The 23,468-nt window shown below is 51.9% G+C and carries 19 protein-coding genes; 14 read left to right on the forward strand and 5 right to left on the reverse strand.

The genetic code is table 11. The features are described 5' to 3' along the window. Positions 1-143 precede the first annotated feature (143 nt). The 11 genes from leuC to PRECH8_RS01200 all read left to right on the forward strand — a co-directional run bounded on the left by leuC (position 144) and on the right by PRECH8_RS01200 (position 16,793). Positions 144-1,568, forward strand: coding sequence for a 3-isopropylmalate dehydratase large subunit (gene leuC / locus PRECH8_RS01150; protein WP_200965220.1), 1,425 nt, complete (start codon positions 144-146; stop codon positions 1,566-1,568). Between the two features lie 20 nt (positions 1,569-1,588). After that, positions 1,589-2,197, forward strand: a complete 609-nt coding sequence (leuD, locus tag PRECH8_RS01155) for a 3-isopropylmalate dehydratase small subunit (protein ID WP_200965221.1) — start codon at positions 1,589-1,591, stop codon at positions 2,195-2,197. 203 nt (positions 2,198-2,400) lie between these two features. Next, entirely contained in the window at positions 2,401-3,876 is a 1,476-nt protein-coding gene (locus tag PRECH8_RS01160; protein WP_200965222.1) for an N-acetylmuramoyl-L-alanine amidase family protein, read from the forward strand. A gap of 47 nt (positions 3,877-3,923) precedes the next feature. Further along, positions 3,924-6,593, forward strand: coding sequence for an S-layer homology domain-containing protein (locus PRECH8_RS01165; RefSeq protein ID WP_200965223.1), 2,670 nt, complete (start codon positions 3,924-3,926; stop codon positions 6,591-6,593). A gap of 19 nt (positions 6,594-6,612) precedes the next feature. Next, complete coding sequence (gene nth / locus PRECH8_RS01170; protein WP_200965224.1) at positions 6,613-7,296, forward strand: endonuclease III; 684 nt, start codon at positions 6,613-6,615, stop codon at positions 7,294-7,296. Between the two features lie 28 nt (positions 7,297-7,324). Then, positions 7,325-7,609, forward strand: coding sequence for an NAD/NADP transhydrogenase alpha subunit (locus PRECH8_RS01175; protein WP_200965225.1), 285 nt, complete (start codon positions 7,325-7,327; stop codon positions 7,607-7,609). 341 nt (positions 7,610-7,950) lie between these two features. After that, positions 7,951-9,672, forward strand: coding sequence for an ABC transporter ATP-binding protein (locus PRECH8_RS01180; protein ID WP_200965226.1), 1,722 nt, complete (start codon positions 7,951-7,953; stop codon positions 9,670-9,672). Beyond that, entirely contained in the window at positions 9,665-11,497 is a 1,833-nt protein-coding gene (locus PRECH8_RS01185) for an ABC transporter ATP-binding protein (RefSeq protein ID WP_200965227.1), read from the forward strand. Before PRECH8_RS01180 ends, PRECH8_RS01185 begins: the two co-directional genes overlap by 8 nt. A gap of 225 nt (positions 11,498-11,722) precedes the next feature. After that, on the forward strand, positions 11,723-13,708 hold the full coding sequence (gene parE, locus PRECH8_RS01190) for a DNA topoisomerase IV subunit B (protein WP_200965228.1): 1,986 nt from the start codon (positions 11,723-11,725) through the stop codon (positions 13,706-13,708). A gap of 13 nt (positions 13,709-13,721) precedes the next feature. Next, positions 13,722-16,157, forward strand: coding sequence for a DNA gyrase subunit A (gene gyrA / locus PRECH8_RS01195; RefSeq protein WP_200965229.1), 2,436 nt, complete (start codon positions 13,722-13,724; stop codon positions 16,155-16,157). Positions 16,158-16,352: 195 nt separating this feature from the next. Beyond that, positions 16,353-16,793 carry a MarR family winged helix-turn-helix transcriptional regulator gene (locus PRECH8_RS01200; RefSeq protein WP_200965230.1) on the forward strand — a complete coding sequence of 147 codons (441 nt, stop codon included), beginning with the start codon at positions 16,353-16,355 and terminating at the stop codon, positions 16,791-16,793. 71 nt (positions 16,794-16,864) lie between these two features. Here the strand turns inward: PRECH8_RS01200 and PRECH8_RS01205 are convergent, their stop codons facing one another. From PRECH8_RS01205 to PRECH8_RS14410, 4 genes are all read right to left on the reverse strand, one after another. Then, the gene (locus tag PRECH8_RS01205; RefSeq protein ID WP_242457356.1) at positions 16,865-18,055 is read right to left on the reverse strand and encodes a CapA family protein; all 1,191 of its coding nucleotides are present in this window, start codon (positions 18,053-18,055) and stop codon (positions 16,865-16,867) included. 147 nt (positions 18,056-18,202) lie between these two features. Continuing rightward, entirely contained in the window at positions 18,203-18,901 is a 699-nt protein-coding gene (locus tag PRECH8_RS01210; protein ID WP_200965232.1) for an RluA family pseudouridine synthase, read from the reverse strand. Then, the gene (locus tag PRECH8_RS01215) at positions 18,889-19,755 is read right to left on the reverse strand and encodes a class I SAM-dependent methyltransferase (RefSeq protein WP_200965233.1); all 867 of its coding nucleotides are present in this window, start codon (positions 19,753-19,755) and stop codon (positions 18,889-18,891) included. The genes PRECH8_RS01210 and PRECH8_RS01215 overlap by 13 nt, the downstream gene beginning before the upstream one ends. 143 nt (positions 19,756-19,898) lie before the next feature. Further along, positions 19,899-20,273, reverse strand: a complete 375-nt coding sequence (locus PRECH8_RS14410; protein WP_242457357.1) for a WGxxGxxG family protein — start codon at positions 20,271-20,273, stop codon at positions 19,899-19,901. 314 nt (positions 20,274-20,587) lie between these two features. On the opposite strand from PRECH8_RS14410, the gene PRECH8_RS01225 reads away from it, so the two are divergent. The 3 genes from PRECH8_RS01225 to PRECH8_RS01235 all read left to right on the forward strand — a co-directional run bounded on the left by PRECH8_RS01225 (position 20,588) and on the right by PRECH8_RS01235 (position 22,403). After that, positions 20,588-20,797 carry an LSm family protein gene (locus PRECH8_RS01225; protein WP_242457358.1) on the forward strand — a complete coding sequence of 70 codons (210 nt, stop codon included), beginning with the start codon at positions 20,588-20,590 and terminating at the stop codon, positions 20,795-20,797. Between the two features lie 325 nt (positions 20,798-21,122). Further along, positions 21,123-21,725 (forward strand): hypothetical protein, encoded by a 603-nt coding sequence (locus PRECH8_RS01230; protein ID WP_200965235.1) that lies wholly within the window; start codon positions 21,123-21,125, stop codon positions 21,723-21,725. Positions 21,726-21,761: 36 nt separating this feature from the next. After that, positions 21,762-22,403 (forward strand): YqaA family protein, encoded by a 642-nt coding sequence (locus tag PRECH8_RS01235; protein WP_200965236.1) that lies wholly within the window; start codon positions 21,762-21,764, stop codon positions 22,401-22,403. 147 nt (positions 22,404-22,550) lie between these two features. Here PRECH8_RS01235 and PRECH8_RS01240 read toward each other — a convergent pair whose 3' ends face one another. Continuing rightward, on the reverse strand, positions 22,551-22,790 hold the full coding sequence (locus PRECH8_RS01240) for a DUF2249 domain-containing protein (protein WP_200965266.1): 240 nt from the start codon (positions 22,788-22,790) through the stop codon (positions 22,551-22,553). Positions 22,791-23,468 lie beyond the last annotated feature (678 nt).

Below are 23,468 nucleotides of genomic sequence, written 5' to 3' on the forward strand. Positions count from 1 at the left end.
ATATAAGTGCGCCCTATAGGATCTATAGATATTATATCTTGGAACAATTGCGAGCGCCATGGTACGATGAATCCAAGAAGATTAGGATTCGTTGAATTCGATGTTTGTACAAGATTGAATGAATGGGCAGAGGTGAGGATGAAATGGCGAAAACCATGTTCGAAAAAATCTGGGACAATCACGTCATCCACCAAGAAGAAGGTAAACCGAGCATTCTATACATCGATCTTCATCTGGTGCATGAGGTGACGAGTCCGCAGGCCTTTGAGGGACTTCGTCTGGCAGGCCGCAAGGTGCGCCGTCCGGACTTGACCTTCGCAACGATGGACCATAACGTACCTACGAAGGATCGGTTTAACATCAAGGACCCGATCTCCAAACAGCAAGTCGACACGCTGACGAAGAACTGTCAGGAATTTGGCATCAAGTTGTTTGACCTGCATTCGATCGATCAAGGCGTCGTGCACGTCATGGGTCCGGAACTCGGCTTAACGCAGCCGGGCAAGACGATCGTCTGCGGCGACAGCCATACTTCTACGCACGGAGCCTTCGGAGCGCTGGCCTTCGGGATCGGGACGAGTGAAGTGGAGCACGTGTTGGCAACCCAATGTCTGCAGCAAGCCAAGCCGAAGACGATGGAAGTGCACGTCAAAGGCAAGCGCATGCCGGGTGTAGCGGCGAAGGATATCATCCTGGGCATCATCAAGAAGTTCGGCACCGCCTTCGCTACCGGCTACGTGATCGAATATACAGGAGAAGCGATCCGCGAACTGTCGATGGAAGAGCGCATGACGATCTGCAACATGTCCATCGAGGCAGGGGCGCGCGCCGGCATGATCGCACCCGATGAGAAGACCTTCGAATACCTGCGCGGCCGTCCGTATGCACCGAAGGGCGAAGCCTTCGACCGCGCGGTGGAAGAGTGGAAGAAGTTAAGAACCGATGAAGGCGCGAAGTTCGATGCACGCGTTGAATTCGACGTGAGTGAACTCGTGCCGCAAGTAACCTGGGGAACATCGCCGGGAATGGGCTGCGATGTCACAGGTGTCGTACCCAGCCCGGAAGACTTCGAAACGGAGGATGAGCGCAAGGCTGCGGAGCGGGCGCTGGAGTACATGGGTCTTACGCCGGGCATGAAGATGACGGATATCACGATCAACCGAGTCTTCATCGGCTCCTGCACGAACGGCCGGATCGAAGACCTGCGCAAGGCTGCAGCAGTCGTTAAAGGATACAAGGTACATCCTAATGTCAATGCCATCGTCGTACCAGGATCTGGACGGGTCAAGCTGCAAGCAGAGAAGGAAGGCCTTGACAAAATCTTCATCGAAGCCGGCTTTGAGTGGCGCGATGCGGGCTGCAGCATGTGCCTGGCGATGAACCCGGACGTGCTGAACCCGGGCGATCGCTGCGCATCGACCTCGAACCGGAACTTCGAGGGTCGTCAAGGACGCGGCGGACGCACGCATCTCGTATCGCCGGAGATGGCAGCAGCGGCTGCGATCAAGGGACATTTCGTCGATGTCCGTTTCTGGGAATTCAAAGAAGAAGCCGTGCTGGCTAACTAACGGAAGGGAGCTGAGAGACGATGGAGAAATTTACACAACACAGCGGGATCGTCGCTCCTGTCGACCGTGTGAATGTGGATACGGACGCGATTATTCCCAAACAATTCCTTAAGAGAATCGAACGCACCGGTTTCGGACAATTCCTATTCTTCGAATGGCGTTTCCAAGAGGACGGCGTGACGCCGAATGAGGATTTTGAGATGAACAAACCGCGCTACCAAGGCGCTTCGATCCTCATCACGCGGGCAAACTTCGGCTGCGGTTCCTCCCGTGAACACGCGCCGTGGGCGATTAAGGACTATGGGTTCCGAGTCATCATCGCGCCTTCTTTTGCAGATATCTTCTACAACAACTGCTTCAAGAACGGCATCCTGCCGATCAGGCTGCCGGAGGAACAGGTCGAAGAGCTGTTCCAGCGCACAGCCAAGTATGAGGGGTATCAGCTTCATGTCGATCTGGAGAACAAGGTGATTCGCGATGATCACGGTCTGGAGATCACCTTCGATCTGGAAGAGCATCGCCGTCAATATCTGCTGCTGGGTCTCGATGATATCGGCTTAACTTTGCAGCATGAAGATAAGATCGCTGCTTATGAAGCGAAACACGCTGAACGATTGGCTTATAATTGATGACCGCACCTCACGGATCAACACCGCTCAACCCCCATGGGTTAGAGCGGTGTTTTCTTAATTAACTAGAATCTAGCATCAGAATCTAGCATCTGCCGCAGCAGAATTTTCCGATGAATTTCCAAGATTATTGCAACTTATCGCCGTTTATAGCGTCTATTATTATGCAGCTTTTGTAGATTCATGGCGAGATTTATGCTAGATTGGAAATAGACCATGTGGAAGAGAAGACGGGGTGGATTATGAAACGGTTTCCCTTGCGGTTGAATATCTTGGCAGCAGTCGTACTGGTGTTGTTGCTTTTGCCTGCGGCCGTGCATGCGATGGACGCGCAGGTGCGAATCTATGTCGACGGCGAGTTGATCGAGGCCGAAGACGGGGCGGTGCTGATCGATGATCATCCATACATATCTGAACATGTGATCCAGCAGCATCTGGGTGCGCTGACCGTCTGGGACAGCGAGAACCGGACGCTGGCCATCGAAAGAGATACATACAAAGCTAGATTTGTTCTCTATGAGAGCTATGCTGTATGGGACGGTGAAGCGGTGCGCTTGGATGCCGCACCGATCGTACTCTCCAACCGCATCTATCTGCCGGCAGAAGCCGTTGGCAAGTCCCTTGGCATCAAAGTCACTTGGGATATTGTGAATTATGGGCTGCAATTCTACTTGCCGCAGGGAAGCGGCAGCGGTTGGGAAGAAGATTCCGAGCCGGCAGATCTTCCGGCAACAGAGGAGGAAGAGATTCCGGCGCCCAGCGACTCCGGCCGTGATGTGTCCAAAGCCGGCGGAAGTTCCAGCGGGGCTGCTGTAATCCATTCGATCGAGATGTCCGGCGATCAGATCATAATCACTGCGGACAAGGAACTAGAGGCGAATATCTTCACCTTAACGGATCCTTATCGCATCGTCATCGACTTGCCGGAGAGCAAGATCGGATCTCTGTTAAATGGTGAACCCTCTCAGTTAAGCGGTCAGATCGCGGCGACGCATCCGCATATTCAGCGGATTCGTTACTCTGTGTTCAACGATGAGCCCGTCGCGGTCCGCATCGTCATCGATCTGGCACAGCCGGTGCAGTATGCGGCGGTTAAGCAGGGGGATGCACGGAAGGTTGTTCTCAACATCCGCAGTCAGTCATATCAAGTGGTCCTCGATGCCGGCCACGGGGGCAAAGACCCCGGCGCAATTGCCTACAGTGGGCGTTATGAGAAGGACTTCACCCTGCCGCTTACGCTGAAGATCTATGACCTCTTGCTTGCGGAGCCGTTCATCCAACCCGTCTTGACCCGTTCCGATGATACCTTCGTGGAACTGGATCAACGCGCACAGTTGGCCAATGACCTGGAGGCAGATCTCTTCATATCGATCCACGGCAACACCTACATCCCTTCCGTTCACGGAACGGAGACCTATTACTATGATCCCTCCAGCAAGCGGTTTGCCGACATCATCCATCGCCATGTCGTCGATGCCAGCGGCTTCCGCGACCGCGATGTGCGAAAGCAGGAATACAAGGTATTGCGATTGGCGCAGATGCCGGCCGTGCTGGTGGAGATCGGTTATCTATCGAACAAGGACCAAGAAGCCGTGATGTATGACGAGGCCTTCCAAGATAAGATCGCACAAGCGATCGTCGATGCGATCAAAGAATATCTGGATCTCGAACAGAGTTGAGACTTAACCGAGAATATCGAACTTATAACGGAGAGGGGAACTCGGACATGAAACAACGCATTCATCGAATTATCGCCTGGACCCTGGTGCTGCTCATGGCTTTCGGCGGAACATATGCTTTCGCGGCAACGGGAGCTTCCAGTGGCAATGCTGACTCCGCGGTGAAGATCATCTTCCCGGATACGGTGAATCACTGGTCGCAAAGATATGTCGCCAAACTGGCTGCACTGGGAATTGTCAATGGTTTGGGCGACGGTACATACGGAGCACAGATTAATGTTAAGCAGCAAGAGATCATTGCGATGGCTGTACGTCTCATGGGAGCAGAAGAAGAGGCGGACAAGTTAAGCAATATGGGCACTTCCCTGCAAGTGAGCGACTGGGCGAGGAAATATGTCCTCTATGCCCTGCAGGAAGGCATCTTAGATCCGAGCGAAGAGCTGAAGAACAACGGCCATATCAATTGGGGCGAGAGAACCGCGAAGCGGGAATGGGTGGCCAAGGTGATCATCCGCGCCTTGGGCAAGGATCAGGAAGCCAAGGAGTCAGCGGATCGGGCTGCCAGCTTCAAGGACAACCATGATATCTCCGCCGATGCACTCGGCTATGTGAATGTGGCTGTAGATCTAGGCATCATCACGGGAACGAGCTCCAATGAGTTCCTCCCGCTGCAGTCTATCGACCGTGCACAGACGGCAGCGATCTTTGCGCGCGCTGAGCAATACCTGCCGCAAAGCGAGGCTGTGATCAAAGGCGCCCTCACAGCGATTACCGCGGATACGCTGCGCGTACGCGATGAAAGCGGGCAGGTGCATATGATCTCCTTAGGGAACAGCACGGCTTATTACCGCTTCGATGCTGATAAGCAGATCCTGAAGTCCGATCTCGCTGTCGGGCAGCAAGTCTATGTCGTATTGCGCGATCATTTGGCGGTCTATGTTGAAGTAATCAGCGACCGCGAACCGACGGAATCCATCTTCGGTCAGTTCGAGAGGGTGGATACGGCTGCGCGCATTATTAAGATCAAAATAGATGGTCAAGAAGTAGAATTTGAGTTGGATGAAAACGTCGCTGTCATCGATGTTGATGGCAGGGGCTCCAGCCTGTCGCAGCTGATTCCGTTAAGCGAGATCGAGCTGAAGAAGAGCACCTTGTCCAGCCGCATCATCGAGATTGTCGTGAAGGACAAGCCGATCAGCAAGCGTTCTTCCGGAACGATCTCGAATATCAATCCTGAAGAGATCACGATCCTCGACGAGGAAACGAATCGTCTGGAGACCTATCCGCTCGTCGAGCAAGTGATCGTTACCCACGAAGGCAAATCCTTAACGCTGGACGATCTCGTCATCTCCGATGAGATTGCCTATCGCGTGCTGAACGGCTTCGTCACTGAGATCACGGTCACGGCGAAGTATGTAGAACCTGTGAAAGGAACCTTCGAAGGGTTCAATGAGAAGAAAACCACCATCTTCGTAAGGAACGAAGAAGGGGCGCGCGGATACGATCTTGCTGAGGACGTCGCTGTTCATATCGAGGGGATGGTCTATGCGACGACCAATGATATTTTCTCCGGCGATATCTTGATGTTAACCTTTGACGGAAACGGCCTTGTAAGGTCGATTAAGGTTGAGAACCGCAATGTCGAACATCTGCAGATGCTGGAGCTTGTGAGCGTGGATGAGAATCTGGAATTCATCGTCGTGAAAGTGGACAAAGCTCCGCGGTTATTATACTTGACAGAGGATACGATCCTTGAAGCCTACGGGCTGGAGTATCCGGTCAGCGAGCTCTCGAAGTACATCACCGAGAAGCAGCGCATCGATGTGGTGTTATCCGGGGAATATGTACAGCGTATCAAGCGCTCCGAGGGCTACACGGGCAAGGTTAAGGACTACAACCCGGCGGCGCGCAAGATTGTGATCAGCAATCCTGCCATCGGTGATCTCTCGCTGAACTTAAGCCCTTATGCGTTCGTGCAGATCATCAATCAATCGTCGACCACGCTGTCCGATGTGAAGATCGGCGATGAAGTCAGGGTTGTCCTCTCGCCGGAAGACCTGCTTGTTACACAGATTCAAGTGAAGCGGACGCTGAAACATACGATCGAGACGATCAATGCGACGAACCGCATGATCACAGCCCTGGATGAGAACAACAATAAGCGCTACTTATCGCTGAACAGCAGCCTGGCGATCCATCATCCATCGAAGCCGTATGCAACGATTCATGATCTATCCGCAGGTCAGATCGTAACCGTCACCTACTACGGTTCTTCCGCTGAATCGATCAACATCCTGGATTACAAGTTCGGCACTGTTGAGCATGCCGACCGTCTCTATCAGAACTTAACGGTACAGACGCATGATGGGCAGATCCTCATCATCGATACATCGAAGAACTTCGAACTGACCAGAGGTGCGCAGAAGATCGAGATCAGTGCGCTGAACCCGGGAGACCGCATCAGCATCGCCCAAGATCATGAGGGTTATACGCTCGCGCAAGTTGTGCTTAGACAGATGAAGATCATCAACCAAGTGGAATCCATCGGCGAGATCTCCTTCGTGAATCAGATGGGCGAGGTAGAGAAGATGCAGCTCGCGCCGGATGTCATCGTTCGCGCCGGCAACTCGAAGATCTCCCTGAACGATCTGAAGAAGAACGACCGCGTCTATGTGTACGTCGTAAATGGTGTGATCTACGAGATTGACAAATTATAATTCAAGGATGTAATCATCGATGAATCACCAACAGAAAGTGCGTTATATCTTGGATACGATCGGCGAGATGTTCCCGGATGCGCAATGCGAACTGAATCATTCGAATCCTTTCGAACTGACGATCGCTGTGCTGCTGTCCGCACAGTGCACGGACGAGACCGTGAACAAGGTCACCGCCGATCTCTTCCAAAAATATAAAACGCCGGAAGACTATCTCGCTGTCCCGTTGGAAGAACTTGAACAGGATATCCGCAGCATCGGCCTTTACCGCAACAAGGCGAAGAATATCCAAAAGCTGTGTCAGATCCTGATCGAGAAGTATGACGGCCAGTTACCGAATACGTATGAAGAACTCGTCGAGCTGCCCGGTGTGGGGCGCAAGACAGCGAATGTTGTTATCTCCAACGCCTTCGGCGTCCCAGCCATTGCTGTCGATACCCATGTTGAGCGGGTATCGAAGCGGCTGGGACTGGCAGCGGAGAAGGATACGGTGCTGGAAGTTGAGAAGAAGCTTATGCGGAAAGTGCCGCGGGATGAATGGACGATCACCCATCACCGGCTGATCTTCTTCGGCAGATATCACTGCAAGGCAAGGGCGCCTCAGTGCGAGATCTGTCCGCTTATAGATGTATGCCGATATGGGAAGAAGCGCATGAAATCCCAAGAGACTAGGAAAGCTACTCATAAGAGCAAAGCGACATAACTCATACCGATTAAAGGTGGGATTTCATGTGAGATGCATATCCGTCTATACGGATCGCTTCGACCTATTCTCCGATATTTATGAGAAGGTTCGGAGGGCGAACTTACAGGAAGATGAGGAGACGGTGATCGACGGGATCGTCGTCACCGAATCGGGCAGCGTGCCCGAGCATTATCTGAACCGGATGCGCTCCCGGCGTGATGTTGTTGTGATGAAGGACGACGATATCACGATCTTGCAGCGGCGGGATGTCTTCGAGATACTCTTCCCCGATCATGAGACGCCTGATCATCAGGCGAATGTCTTACAATAGGTTGTATGCCCCTAATCGACAAAACTTCGTCATAGACTGTCTCACTCCGGCATTTAAGCCAGATGTGAGGCAGTATTTGTTTTGAGCAGCAGATTCAAAAACTTGAGGGATTGGCAGGATTCGTATTTTTGCAGCGATGCGGGCGATGGTTTTTGCGATGATTCCTTTGTTAATCGCTGTTTATGGGGGAATATCGTGATTGCCGCCAATAGTTTACGATGTTAAACTTGCTGAATAACTGTTCATTTCAATGAAGGTTAACATTTGAACGGGAAGGGAAGAGGAGAGACTTGTTTAAGGATCTTAGAGACTATTATTGGAAACACCGATGGTGGCTGTACATGTCGATCGTCTTCTTGATCATCGCCACAGGACTCGGCGTGGCATACCCGATCCTGCTTGGCAATCTGATCGATGATATCAACATGGGCCGCTTCGATCGGGTCATCGAGTTGTCATTGTTAGTCGTAAGCTTCATCACTTTGAAGGCCGCATTCCAATATGGACACGGTTTCACGGGAACCCGATTCGGTAATACGATCGCTTATAACATGCGTAACACGCTGTATAAGAAACTGCAGCAGCTCTCGTTCCAGTATTATGACCGCGCGAAAACGGGGGATCTGATGTCCCGCCTGACGGCAGATCTGGACGGGATCCGCGGCTTTATGGCGTTTGGTTTTGCACAATTTCTGAATGTGTTCGTCATGGTTGCCGTCGGTATGATCACGATGGGGATTATCAACTGGAAATTGATGCTGATCAGCTTGATTCCCATGCCTTTGCTGGCTCTTCGTGCTCTGCAGTTCGAGCGTCACGTTCACCCGGCATTCCGTGCCATCCGCGTGTCGATGGGGAAGCTTAACACTGCGGCGCAGGAAAACATCACCGGCATGAGGGCGGTGAAGTCCTTTGCGAACGAGCCCTTTGAAGTGGACAAATTCGTGTCCGTTAACGAAGATTATCAGGACAAAAACGTGCATGCGTCCAAAATCTGGGCCAAATTCTTTCCTGTCATGGAGTTCCTTGCTAATACATCGATTGTCATCCTGATCGCAGCCGGCGGTCTGTTCGTCATCTACGACGTGATCTCGATCGGTGAACTGGTATCCTTCTCGTCCCTGATCTGGTACATCATCGGTCCGATGTGGGGATTGGGCTTCCATATCAATATGTATACCCAAGCGAAGGCTTCGGTGGAGCGAATCAAGGAGATCACCGATCATCCAGTCCACATCAAGGGCATCGAAGGCGCAAAGCATCTGGACCGCGATGAATTCAAGGGTGAAGTCGAATTCAAGAACGTGACCTTCCATTATCCGGACAATCCGCCGGCTTTGAAGGATATATCTTTCCATGCCTATCCTGGGAAGATCATCGGCATCTTGGGCGGAACCGGTGCTGGAAAGTCCACCCTTGTACAGCTTTTGATGCGTGCCTATGATATCCAATCCGGTCAGATCTTATTCGACGGCCATGATATCCGCACGCTGACTCCGGAGAGCGTGCGGAAGCAGATCGGTTTCGTCTTCCAAGAGACCTTCCTGTTCTCATCGACGATCCGCAATAACATCGCATACGGCCGCGATGAGGCGACGATGGAGGATGTCATCGAAGCGGCGAAACTCGCCTGCGCCCATGATTTTATCATGGAACTGCCGGAAGGCTACGACACGATCGTCGGTGAGCGAGGCCTGGGGCTGTCCGGAGGACAGAAGCAGCGCTTGGCCATCGCTCGGGCATTGGTCTTCGATCCGAAGATCATCGTCTTCGACGATTCGACAAGCGCCGTCGACATGAAGACGGAACACGAGATTCAGCGCGCGCTGCAGAATGCGATGAAGGGCCGGACGACCTTCATCATCGCCCATCGCATCTCATCGCTGAAGCATGCGGATGAGATCCTGATCCTCGACCGGGGTGAGATCGTGCAGCGCGGCACCCATGAAGAATTGATCCAGGTGCCCGGCTATTACCGGGATACCTATGATATCCAATTCGGCGATCTACCGGAAGAGATCCGTTACAAGGTGCAGGCGAGGGGAGGTGCCGTGAATGAGTAAAGAGAAGCAGCCCATGCAAGACATGAACAAAAGGGAGAGGTTCATCTATCAGGATGACCAAATGATCGAGAAACCCTTTAACTGGGAGCAGATGAGAAGGCTTCTCCAATATATCCTTCCATATAAGAAGCAGCTTATTCCAGTGATCATCGCGACGATCATCGGCACCTTGACCAGGGTAACGATCCCCTTCTTGATCGGTTATGCGGCGATTGACTTAGCGATCGCGGGGAAGAATGCGCCGCTCCTCATCACGGTTACAGCGGTGATCTTGGCTCTCTATATCCTGCAGATGATGATGAACCGGTATCGGATCAAACATATGAACATCATCGGTCAACAAGTGATCTATGACTTGCGCGCTGCCTTGTTTAAGCATATTCAAAGTCTCTCCTTCCGCTTCTTCGATAAGCGGCCGGCAGGTTCCATCCTGGTGAGAGTGACGAACGATATCAACTCACTGCAGGAATTGTTCACGAGCGGGATCGTCAACTTGATCGTCGATATGCTGCAATTGGCGGGCATCGTGATCATCCTCCTGACGATCAATTTCAAACTTGGTTTTGCTGTGATGATCACGGTACCGATCATGTTCTATGTCTCGACGAACTTGCGCAAGAAGATTCGCCGGGCATGGCAGGCCGTACGGATGAACCAGTCGCGGATTAACTCTCACCTGAATGAGAGCATCCAAGGCATCAAGGTTACACAGGCTTATACCCAGGAGCAGGAAAACATCGCATTCTTCGAACGAATGAACAACCGCAACTTCCGTTCCTGGAACCGCGCTTCTGCATTGAACCAATCCTTCGGTCCGATCATCGAGATCACCTCGGCGGTCGGCATCTTAATCCTGTTCTTATATGGTTCTTATCTGGCGCAGACGGAAGCGATCACCGTAGGTACGTTGGTGATGTTCGCTACCTATATCGGGAACTTCTGGGAGCCGATCGTCAGACTGGGTCAGATGTACTCGCAGCTGCTGATCGCGATGGCTTCTTCGGAGCGGGTCTTCGAGTTCATCGATGAACAGCCCGATGTGAAGCAGAAGCCAGATGCGATCGAACTGCCGCCGATCGAGGGGCACGTCGTCTTCGAGGATGTGGTGTTCTCTTATGACAATAAGCGCAACGCCTTGAATTACATCAATCTGGAGATCAAACCTGGGCAGTCGGTGGCTCTGGTCGGTCACACCGGTTCGGGGAAGACCAGCATCATCAATGCCCTCAGCCGTTTCTACGATGTGAAGAGCGGACGCATCCTGATCGACGGCTATGACATTCGTGATGTTACGCTGCAGAGCCTGCGCTCGCAGATCAGCATCGTGCTCCAGGATACCTTCATCTTCTCCGGCACGATCCGGGATAATATCCGCTTCGGCCGTCCAGATGCGACGGATGCGGAAGTAGAGATGGCGGCGAGGGCCGTGCATGCCCATGATTTCATCGTCCGGCTGCCGCAGGGGTATGATACCCAGGTAGAGGAGCGCGGCAGTGTGTTATCGATGGGGCAGCGGCAGCTTCTGTCCTTCGCGCGTGCACTGCTTGCCGATCCGAAGATCCTCATACTCGATGAAGCGACAGCGAGCATCGATACGGAGACAGAGTTGAAGATTCAAGAGGCGATGCGGACCTTGTTGAGCGGTCGTACATCGATCATCATCGCCCACCGCCTGTCGACGATTCGCCATGCGGACAACATCATCGTCCTTGATCACGGAGAGATTATCGAACAGGGAAGGCATGATGAATTGATGGAGAAGAACGGCACCTATCGATCGCTTATTGAAGCGCAATATGAATTCTTGGATGTAAATGCCGTCTAAAAATATGCTACACTAGAAACCGGTGACTCGATCTCCATGATCGAAGCCATCGGTTTTTTTGTGTACGTTGCATGGCCGATCGGGCAGGACAAGTGAATAACATCAGGCCGTTGACAGACGAACAGACAAATGCTCGCGCGTGCACTGCTTAGAGATGCGCGGCTTGCATTCATGTGGATTGAACTTTTATACTTACTGAATATAAGGTTGATGGGAGGAACATACATGTCAGAACAGCTGGAGTTATTTCCGCTTCAGTCGTCGGACGCAAACGGCGGCGGAGACGGATACGGTGCGGATGACATTCAAGTCTTAGAAGGGCTCACAGCTGTCCGCAAGCGTCCGGGGATGTATATCGGAAGCACGTCGTCCTCCGGGCTGCATCATCTTCTGTGGGAGATAGTGGACAATGCGGTGGATGAACATCTCGCCGGCTATTGCACCGAGATCGAGGTAACGATTCATGCAGATCATTCCATCACCGTCGTCGACAACGGCCGCGGCATTCCCACTGCGATGCATAAGACCGGTGTCCCGACACCTCAGGTGGTGTTCACGGTGCTCCACGCAGGGGGCAAATTCGGCGGTTCAGGTTACAAAAAGTCAGGGGGACTGCACGGCGTAGGAGCTTCGGTGACCAATGCCCTGTCCGAATGGCTTGAGGTGGAGATCTATCGGGATGGACTGATACATAAGCAGCGTTTTGAATACTGGGTAGACGATAATGGCGTAGAACATGTCGGAGAGCCTGTGACCGGACTCGAAGTGATCGGCAAGACCAGGAAGACGGGCACCAAGGTCTCCTTTAAGCCGGATATCCGAGTATTCACCGGCGGCATCAGCGTCCAATATGATCAAATCGCCGAAAGATTGCAAGAAATCGCTTTCTTGAATTCTGGATTAAGCATCCGCATCCGCGATGAGCGGAGCGGCAAGGAAGAACTGTTCCACTATACCGGCGGGGCGAAGGAGTTCGTCGCCTATCTGAATGAGGATAAGACGACGCTTCACGAACCGATCCACTTCATCGGAGAGAAAGACGATGTCGAAGTGGAGATCGCCATCCAGTTCAATGATGGGTACACGGAGACGATCATCTCCTTCGTGAACTCCATCCCAACCCGCGGCGGCGGTACCCATGAAACGGGATTCAAGTCCGCCTTCACACGGGTGATGAATGAATATGCCCGTAAGACCGGACTGCTGAAGGAGAAGGACAAGAATCTCGACGGCGTAGAACTGCGCGAAGGGATGATGGCCGTCGTCAATCTTAAAATGTCGGATGTGGAATTCGTCGGTCAGACGAAGGATCAGCTGGGCAGCGCTGAGGCCCGCAGTGCCGTGGAGTCCGTCGTTGCGGACCATATGGCGATATTCCTCGAAGAGAATCCGCAGATCGCACAGAATCTGGTGAAGAAGGCGATTCAAGCGGCTAAGGCGCGGGATGCGGCGCGCAAAGCGCGGGAAGAAGTGCGCAGTGGCAAGAAGGGTAAGAGCCAGAGCTCGAACCTAAACGGCAAATTAACGCCTGCCCAGTCGAAGGATTTTACGCGCAATGAACTGTTCATCGTCGAGGGGGATTCGGCGGGAGGCTCTGCGAAGCAGGGACGGGATTCGCGTTACCAAGCGATCCTGCCTCTTAAGGGCAAGCCGATGAACCCGGAGAAAGCCAAGCTTGCAGATGTGCTTAAGAATGACGAATATCAAGCGATCACGGCAGCGATCGGAGCCGGCATCGGTTCGGAATTCGAACTCTCAGACAGCAATTATGACAAGATCATCATCATGACCGACGCCGATACGGACGGTGCCCATATCCAAGTGCTGCTGCTTACCTTCTTCTATCGGTACATGCGGCCGCTGATCGATGCGGGCAAGGTTTACATCGCCCAGCCGCCGCTCTATAAGGTAGCGAGACGTTCGGGCAAATCCCAGATCGTGCGCTATGCATGGACGGATGAGCAATTGCAGAAATTGCTGCAGGAGATGGGCAAAGGCGTAGAACTGCAGCGATACAAAGGGCTGGGTGAGATGAATCCGGAGCAGCTCTGGGAGACGACGATGAACCCGGAGACGCGCACCTTGCTGCAGGTTAAGATCAGCGATGCAGCTAAGGCGGAACGCCGCGTATCAACGCTGATGGGCGACAAGGTGGATCCGCGCAAACGCTGGATTATCGAGAACGTTGATTTTACCGAGTATGAAGAATAGAAGGTGAAGACACTTGAGCATACAAGAACAATTCCTGCCTGCTTTTCTGGAGGAAATCGTCGGTGATCGTTTTGGCCGATATTCTAAATACATCATCCAAGACCGTGCGATTCCCGATGTTCGAGACGGCCTCAAGCCGGTACAGCGCAGGATCTTATATGCGATGTATGAAGCGGGCAACACACCGGACAAGCCTTACCGCAAGTCGGCGAAGACCGTCGGGGATGTCATGGGGAACTATCATCCGCACGGCGATGCTTCGATCTATGACGGCATGGTGCGCATGGCTCAGCCATGGAAGATGGGTCATGTGCTGATCGATGGTCATGGAAACTGGGGGTCGATTGATGATGATCCGGCGGCCGCGATGCGTTATACCGAAGCGCGGCTGAGTCCGATTGCGATGGAGTTATTGCGGGATATCGAGAAAGCAACCGTTCCCTTTAAAGATAATTTTGATAACACGACGAAGGAACCCGTTGTCCTGCCGGCGCGTTTTCCGAACCTCTTGGTCAACGGAGTGAGCGGCATCTCTGCGGGGTTTGCTACGGAGATCCCGCCCCATAATCTGCGGGAAGTGATCGATGCCTGCATCGCGGTGATGGAGAACCCCGAGATCACCTTGGAAGAACTGATGACGATTGTCAAGGGGCCGGATTTTCCAACGGGCGGGATTATCATGAGCGAAGAAGGGATCCGTGAGGCATATCGGACGGGCAGAGGCCGCATCTATATCCGTTCGAAGACGGAGATAGAGAAACTGCGCGGCGGCAAGCAGCAGATCGTCATCACGGAGATTCCATATCAGGTGAACAAGACGAAGATTGTGACCGCCATCGAGAACCTCCGCCTTGACCGCAAAGTCGAGGGGATTGCCGAAGTGCGGGATGAAAGCGGGCGTGAGGGCCTGCGCATCGTCATCGAGCTGCGCAAGGACGCCGATGCTGAAGGCATCTTGAATTACCTGTTCAAGAAGACCGATCTGCAGGTCACCTATAACTTCAATATGGTGGCGATCGTGAACAAGGCGCCCCGCCAGCTGGGGCTGAAAGCGATTCTCGAAGCGTACATCGCCCATCAGCAGGAAGTGGTGACCTATCGCACGAAGTATGATCTGGAGCGCGCTGAGGACAAAGCCCATGTCGTCGATGGACTGGTCAAGGCGCTGAATATCCTGGACGAGGTTATCGAGACGATCAAAGCCTCGAAGAACCGGCAGGATGCCCAACGGAATCTTGTTGATCAGTATGAATTCACCGAGCGGCAAGCGGATGCGATCCTCACCTTGCAGTTGTATCGCCTGACGAATCTGGAGATTCACGCCTTGGAGAAAGAACGGAAGGACCTGCAGAAGAAAATCAAAGAATTGCGGAGCATCCTGGACGATCATAAGAAGCTGATCAAGGTCATCAAGGACGAACTGCTTGAGATTCGCGACACGTACGGCATCGACCGCCGCTGTGAGATTCGCGGTGAAGTCGAGGAGATCAAGGTGAACCTCGAGGTCATGATCACACCGGAAGATGTGATTGTCGCCTTGACCAATGAAGGGTATATCAAACGCACCAGCATGCTCTCCTTCACTCGTTCCGGCGGTGAGATCGAATCGACGGGAATGAAGGAAGGCGACTATGTACGCGGCATCTTCGAGGTGAACACCCTTGACAACATCTTGATCTTCACGAACAACGGCCAGTATTTCCATCTTCCCGTTCACCTCATCCCTGAATATCGCTGGCGGGATACGGGAACAGCCATCGTTAATGTCATCCCGATCAGCAAGGATGACAGGATCGTCGGCGTGATTCCAGTCAAACATGCCGATGAAGATCCGGACAAGACTTTGGTATTCCTGACGAAACAAGGACAGGTGAAGCGAACGCTGCTCAGTGAATATGCGACCAACCGCTTGACGGCAGTAGCCGCGTGCAGATTGGCAGAAGGCGATGAGGTGATCGACGTACAAGTAAGCACGAATGATCGGGAACTGCTGCTTGTCACGAAGTTCGGGCAGAGCATCCGATTCAAAGAAAATGAAGTCAATGCGATGGGCAGAGTATCCGGCGGGGTAAGAGGCATTCAGCTGGCAGAGGGCGATGAGGTGATCGCCGGGCTGTGGCTGGATGAGGACGAAGGCGAGGTGCTCGTCTTCTCGGATCGCGGTTTTGCCAAGCGCTCGCTTGTTGCGGACTATCCTGTGCAAAGACGGGGCGGCAAGGGCGTGGCCACCTTCGAGTTCAAGGAAGGGAAGCGGGTGCGTTCAAACGGCACCGAACTGATTCAAGCCTTCTATGTGAAGGAGGCCTATGAACTGACAGTTGCTCTGGAAAACGGGGAGATCCAAACGGTGCATACGGAACAGGTGCCGATTGAAGAACGCAAATCCCCGGGCAAACCTGTCGTTAAGATCACGAAGGATCAGCGGATTCAGAATATCTTCCGCTTGTGACGCTTATCTAGCGGTATAACGGCGCAGCGCGGAACAGTGGACAACAGCGGGTCTAACTGCTTTCAGCAGGATCGGACCCGCTTTGTGTATGCCGTTGTTGAACGAAGTTTGTATAAGTTTGGGAAATCCTCTAACTTCCACATGTTTCTATATGATATAATGGAAGCGAATACGTGTCGAAGTCGGGGGGTTGTGATGTTTTCTGATCAATTTGCCAAGCTGTGGTTATCCATGCAGAGTGATTATCAAGCCTATATGGAGAGGGAGCTGGCGCCGGACCTGACAGAGGTGCAGCTGTATACCCTGGAACTGATCCTCTCTATGGTGAAGGCGAAACCATCCGACTTAATTGCGCATCTGGAGATTTCGCCCGCTGCTATCTCCACGCTGGTTGATCGCATGGAGAAGAACGAACTGCTGATTCGAGAGCGGGACGAACATGACAGGCGTATCGTATGGCTGCAAGTGACGGAGAAAGGCAGGAACGCCTATGAACTAGGCATCGAGATACGGAGGAGATATTTCGCATCCCGATTAGATGCCTTGTCCGAGCATAATCAGAAGCTGCTTTGTTACTTGATGGGGAAGATCGCACCGGATTCGCAGCTGGCCGATCCTCCGCGCAGGGTGAATTAACCTGACTTACAACATACACTTGGTTTTCTGGATAATTAAAGTCCTCCTGCAGAAGCGGGAGAACTTTATGGTTAATCCCCTTGTACGGGCACAATCATGGATTGCAGATGATGGTTCATTTCATTCAGATATGAGGCCATCAAAGCGTAATCTTGCTCAGTCAACCACTTATCATCTTGCTCTGTTAGAACTTCTTCGAGCGGCAGGATGCGATAATGGCGTTTGGAAGCGCCGCGGTACTTATGCACCCAAGTAGGGATGCTTTCTACGGCAGCAATCTCGATCCGCTCCTCCGGATAGTGTTTGAGGATCTGGATCTCAAAGATCACCCCGACATCCGTATACAGCGGAAGATTGTGTTCGGGACCTTGATTGGAGATAAAATTGCCCATCGAATAGATGACAAGTCCCTTGCGGGTTTGTCCGGAGGCATCCGTCGTCTCCATCCATTCATACGGCTGGACGACATGGGTATGGCTGCCTAAGATGATATCGGCTCCACAGCGGATCAGTTTCTCTGCCAACTCCTTCTGATAAGCGCTTGGTTTACGGTCATATTCATTGCCGTAATGGAGCAGCACGGTGACGACATCGGCATGAAGTTCTCTGGCTCGTTCGATATCCCGTTTCATCTGCTCTTCATCGATCAGATTGACAAGATACGGCTTGTCCTCCGGCAGGGGGATGCCGTTGGTTCCATAAGTGTAAGCAAGCAGTGCCATGTCGATGCCGTTTTTGCTGACGATCTGAATCTGGTCCCTCTCTTCCGGAGAAGCATGGGTTCCTACAGCGACGATGTTTCTGGCACGCAGCTGCTCTAAGGTGCGGAGCACACCGTCTTCCCGGCGGTCGAAGGCATGGTTGTTGGCCGTCCCTAAGATATTGAAGCCGGCGTTGACCAGGGCATCCGCTAATTCATCCGGACTGTTGAACTGCGGATAACCGGTATAAGGATAACGCGGTCCGGCCAGTGTGGTCTCGAGATTGCCGATCACCCAGTCTCCGCGCTTCAAGATCGGAGCGACTTCCGTGAAGGTTTCGTCGAAGGAGTACGTAGCCGTCGTAACGGAATAAGCCGCTGTCAGCTGCGGATAGTGGACCATGATATCCCCAACAGCGATCAAGGTCCCTTCCACCGTATAGGGTTCCGGCGGCAGCCCTGCGGCTTCGTCTTCCGGTTCATTCTTCGAATCCGAAGAAGCATCGGCGGCATCATGGTTCACAGGTGCCGGGTCCGTTGACGGCGATGCTTCGCACCCCATGATCCATGTGAAAGATAAGATGCATAACACGATGATAAGTCTTCTAAGATGTCTAATAACGGAATCTTTCATCATATTAATCTCCCAATCTAGTATTTGTTTTCCAGGCATGTCCACCAATTGCCTAAACTCTTCTGTTGATTCCCCCTATATCAAAACGTTATGAAGATCAAATAGGTTCCAAGGATAAGCATCCGGCGGCATGGAAGTAAATTGCATCGGTTCCTTCTTCACAGGATGCGTGAACTGGAGACGGTACGACCAAAGGGCTATCTGCTGCCCGGCCTGATTCACATCGCGGCCGTAGCGCTGATCGCCGAAGATGGGACAGCCGATCTGGGACAGCTGGACGCGAATCTGATGCGGCCGGCCCGTCTCCAGCTCGATGTCCAGCAAGCTGAACGGATCGATGGTATCCAGGCAATGATAGGTTAGAATCGCTGATTTACCTTGTAAGGGATTCGAGGTAACGGATACCATATTCGTACGGTGGTTCTTAACCAGATAATGTTCCAGCCGTTCTGTACGGCGGGGCGGACGACCATAGACGATCGCCCAATATCGCTTATGTACATCCCGTCTGCGCACTTGATCTGACAGCCGCGAGGCGGCTTTGGACGTTCTTGCGAACACCATGACGCCACCGACGGGGCGATCCAAACGATGCACCAAACCGAGATAGACATTGCCCGGTTTGTTGTACCTCACTTTGATATCTTGCTTAAGAATGGACAAGATGTCCGGGTCGCCGCTGGCATCTTCCTGACTGAGCATGTTCGGCGGCTTAACAGCGACTAAGATGTGATTGTCCTCGTATAAGATCTGTACCAAGCTCACTCCTCCCATCGACCTAAGATTCCGGCCGGCAACACCAGACCGCTTGATGTGACGGGCAAGCCGATCTCATCGGTGATGATCTTGCCGCCTAACTGCTTGTGCAGCGTGAGTGTCATCAGATTATGCAGCAGCGACGGAGAGATTATCGTCGTGTAGGAATTGATCAGCACGAACAGGGGATGCGGAGACAGTACCTTCATGCATTGTTCAATGAGGGAATAGAGATGTTGTTCCAGTTTCCAAATTTCCCCCTTGGGTCCTCTTCCGTAAGAAGGAGGATCCATGATGATCGCATCGTATTGGCGGCCGCGCCGCTGTTCACGCTGGATGAACTTCAACACGTCGTCGGTGATGAAGCGAATGGTCCGATCGCTTAATCCCGACAGTGCGGCGTTCTCCTTGGCCCATTGGACGATGTTTTTTGCTGCATCGACATGAACGACTTCTGCAGCGCCTCCAGCGGCTGCTGCCAGAGTCGCGCCTCCGGTATAGGCGAACAGATTCAGGACGCGGATCGGTCGGTCCGCCTGCCGGATCTTATCCATGATCCAGCGCCAGTTCACGGCCTGTTCTGGAAATAATCCCGTATGTTTGAAGTTCGTCGGCTTGACATGGAACGCCAGTTCCTCGTATTGAATCGTCCAACGCTCCGGCAGTTTTCTTGTGTATTCCCAATATCCGCCCCCCGATGAACTGCGGTGGTACCAGGCGGCAGCTTGTTTCCACAGCCCATGTTGATCTTGAATCGGCCAGATGGCGAGGGGATCCGGCCGCCGCAGCATAATGCCGCCCCATCGTTCCAGTTTCTCGCCATTGCCGGTGTCAATCACTTCGTAGTCCTTCCAGTCTTGTGCTATGAACACGTGAGTACCTTCTTTCGTTTAATTCGATTTTCCTATACATCATACATAATTCTCTGTCCGATTCGCAATTCATTTCCTCAGCTTAAGAAAAAGTGCAAGGCACGACGGCCCCGCACTCAGGTCATGATTTCCTTATAAAAACATTATCTTGCATCACCGCGATCGCGTCCGCGTCCCATCATGCCGGCAAGACCGATCAGACCCAGAAGACCAAGCCAGCCCCAATCCGTATCGTTGTCGGTTGCATTTGTGCGATAGGTGCGATTGTTGACGCTGCGCGTCGCCATATTGTTGTCCCAATTGTCCCTGCGTCCATTTATGCCCCAATCGCCGTTGTTCATGTGACGGATAACGGCCCCGTCCGGGCGTGTCATATCGTTGATCTGGTTTACAACTTGATTGCCCCGCACAGCATTGCCGGCTTTGCCATTGTCATCCCGACCTCCGGCAGCATGCGCCGTACTGGGCAGAACTAGAAGCATCAGAGTTGCGGCTAGAGACAGCATCCACTTTCTCATCGTCAACTTCCTTTCTGCATGATATTGTGGTCTTCCGTGATTTAGGATAACCATGCGCTTCATGCTTATCCGTTACAATATTTGTTGTCGATGCGTGTCATGAACAGGATGGAGCGGGAGGATGCCCGAACGGGTCATATGCCTAATTTGCCCGGGGTCAGGCACCTTACATTCGCCCATGCATATGGTGTACTGTACCGATACCAAGTGAGGGATGGATGATGATGAAAGAGATGGTCTATCAGGCGAGTCCAGAAGCAGTGCAGACTTTGCATCAGATCAGGGAAAGCGTGCACAAGTGCTGCCAATCATGCATGAATCGCATCGTTCGGGTACAGACCATGGACGGTGAAGTATATGAAGGTATGTTGATGGGCATGGATCATAAGCACCTGTATCTGAGCATTGCACAAGGGGTGGACCAAAGACAGTTCTTCCCTGGAGGAGTTTTCTATCCTCCAGCTTCCAGCGTGATCTTGCCGCTCGTTCTATATGAATTGCTTGTGATCTCCTTGCTCTATTAAGCGGAGCGAGAAGAAGACAGATGCAGTCTGTGAATTAGATGCTTAATCGTGTGTGCGCATGCGGCCGGGTTGCATGAACCCGGTTTTTTTGCTTTTGCCAGGATTTAAACATATCTCCTCAACCGTCTCATAGGATAGGATAAAAGGGCGTACAAATGGCGAGATCTCCATCCCGTGGTGAACTGCAACTTTTCATAAATCGGATTCGTTAAAACTATAGATAGAAAAAAGGGACTAGCAGAAGATGTAATATCAGTTATAATAGAGTTTGGTATACTCCAATAGGATTAAGATCATATTTGGTGACCAATGGATGTGAGTATTCGTGTCTAAAAAACCTGTATTTATCGTGCTGACCGATACGGGTACATGGTTCACACGGATGATTCGTTTGTATACAAGGGCGCCTCTCAATCATACGTCGATCGCCTTCGATCCTGAACTGACGGAAGTGTACAGCTTCGGACGCAAGCGGCCGGGCAATCCCTTCGTCGGAGGATTCGTGAAAGAAGATTTCTGCGGCGAGTTATTCCGTGATGCGACCTGTGCGATTTATCGATGCGACATAGATGAGGATCAATATAGGAGAATCCAGAGCAGCGTGCGCAAATTCGAAAGAGAAGCCCACCTTTACAAATACAATTTGCTCGGCTTGTTCGGAGTGATGTTCAACATTCAGGTTAAGCGGGACTATGCGTTTTTCTGTTCCCAGTTTGTTGCCTTCTTGTTTGAACAAGCAGGAATGCCGCTCGTGCCGAAGTGCTCGGCGCTGACGAAGCCCTCGGACTTCGCCCATGCAGAGAATCTGAAGCTCATCTATTCCGGGAAACTCCGAGATTTTATCATCCAGCAGCGCAATTACTCGACACTGGAGCTGATCGATGCTGCGGCCCCGGCGATGATGAGCAGCGCTCGTTATTATATGTAAACTTTCCATTTTAAGTCATATACCAGGAGTTGGATAATGTTACAGAGTATCGCCGAATTCTTAAAGGAATATGGTGCTTGGGGGCTGATCATCCATTCGTTTATCGATGCGATCATCTTCCCGATTCCAGCCTTTTTCACGCAAGTATCCTTGAGTCTTGTCAATCCCGAAGATGCCTTGTGGCTGGCTACCGTCGGCTATATCGCATGTTTGCTGGGCACGCCGTTTGGGTACTTGATCGGCAGAATTTTGGGAAAGGCGATACTGTATCGTATTCTTAAACAACAATGGATGGATGCAGCGACGAAGCTGTTTCAGAAAAACGGGGAAGCAGCGATTTTGATCGGCGCTTTTACGCCCATTCCTTTTAAAGTATTTACCATCCTGTCGGGATTTCTTAATTTCCCGCTATGGAAGTTACTCGCTTATGCCGCGCTCGGCAGGGCTGTTAAATTCTATGTCGTAGGTGTGCTGTTCCATCTGTTCGGGCAAGCGGCGGAAGGAATGGTGCAGGAGGTTTCGCTCTACCTATCAGTGATCGTTGCACCGCTCTTAGTGTTGGGAGTGTTCCTGAAGCGCAGATATGATAAGAGAAACTCCCGTCAAGCAGCAGAAGGCGTGCAGCAGCAAGAGACCGTTGAACAGGCGCATGCCGCTGCCAATCAGACGATGGATTGAAAGCATGAAAGCATAAAAACACCCCTTTGGCTCTGAACTTGCAGAGCAAAGGGGTGTTTTGTTGTTCATATGATATGTTGGTGTATACCTGATCATCCTAGGCAATTGTTGATCTTAGGCATCTTGTTATCTCTCTTGATCTTGTCTTTATCTCTCGATCTTGGAAATCATCACACGATATTTCTCAGGACCTTGCTCCAGGTAATCCCAAGTAAATTCCCCCGCGTGCATCACGTTAAAATGGAAATGGAGCCGATTAGGATTTTGATCATGGATAAGCAGCATCGTCTCTCTGGGCTGCAGCTTACGAAAGGTTTCAAAGATGACTTGCTGCCGTTGTTCTTGCGGATATTCCGTGGCATCGATGGTGGCGGTGTACTCGGTCAAGCCGATCATCCTCCTAGGCATGATAATTGATAAGTAATGGTTTCTATACTTTGATTATATAAGCAGGGAGTAAGCGTTTAAGTGAGGAATGTCACACCCCGACAGCCGCTTAGTAATACTTAGTGACACCGGGCAAAAGCAGGCAAGCAGTATGTATAAGAAGCGAAAGTTCAGGAAGATGGTCTGGTGAGCAAGTACCGTGCGCGGTTCATGATCAACACGATTCATCTTAGCTCGGATCTTGGTACAGATCCAGCACATGTGATGGTTATGCTCATCAGTTTCACCGTACTTGGACAGAATATACGTTTCACTGGGGCTTCTCCAAAATGTGATTACCAATAATTGACCTGTTGCTGTTTTGTTTGAGACATGATATATTAAATATCCGCCGCTGAACACGGCGACGGATGCAAGGCGAGGTTGTCCAAGGAACGCGGCATTCTTCTCCGCAGAACTTACGTGGAGACGGCTGGTCATGACGCTGGATGGCGGAATAGCTGATCACCGTGAAGATGATGGCGAGCCAAAAACAACCACTTGCATTGAAGTTTGAAACTGTGTTATACTAATATGGTCGCCTTGAGACGCCGGAAACAGCCGAGTGATCTCGAGAGACAAGATCAACACGCTTGTTCTTTGAAAACTGCAGAACGAACATGTAATGTCCTGTCAGTA

It is taken from the genome of Insulibacter thermoxylanivorax, from assembly GCF_015472005.1.
Classification (GTDB): Bacteria; Bacillota; Bacilli; order Paenibacillales; family DA-C8; genus Insulibacter; species Insulibacter thermoxylanivorax.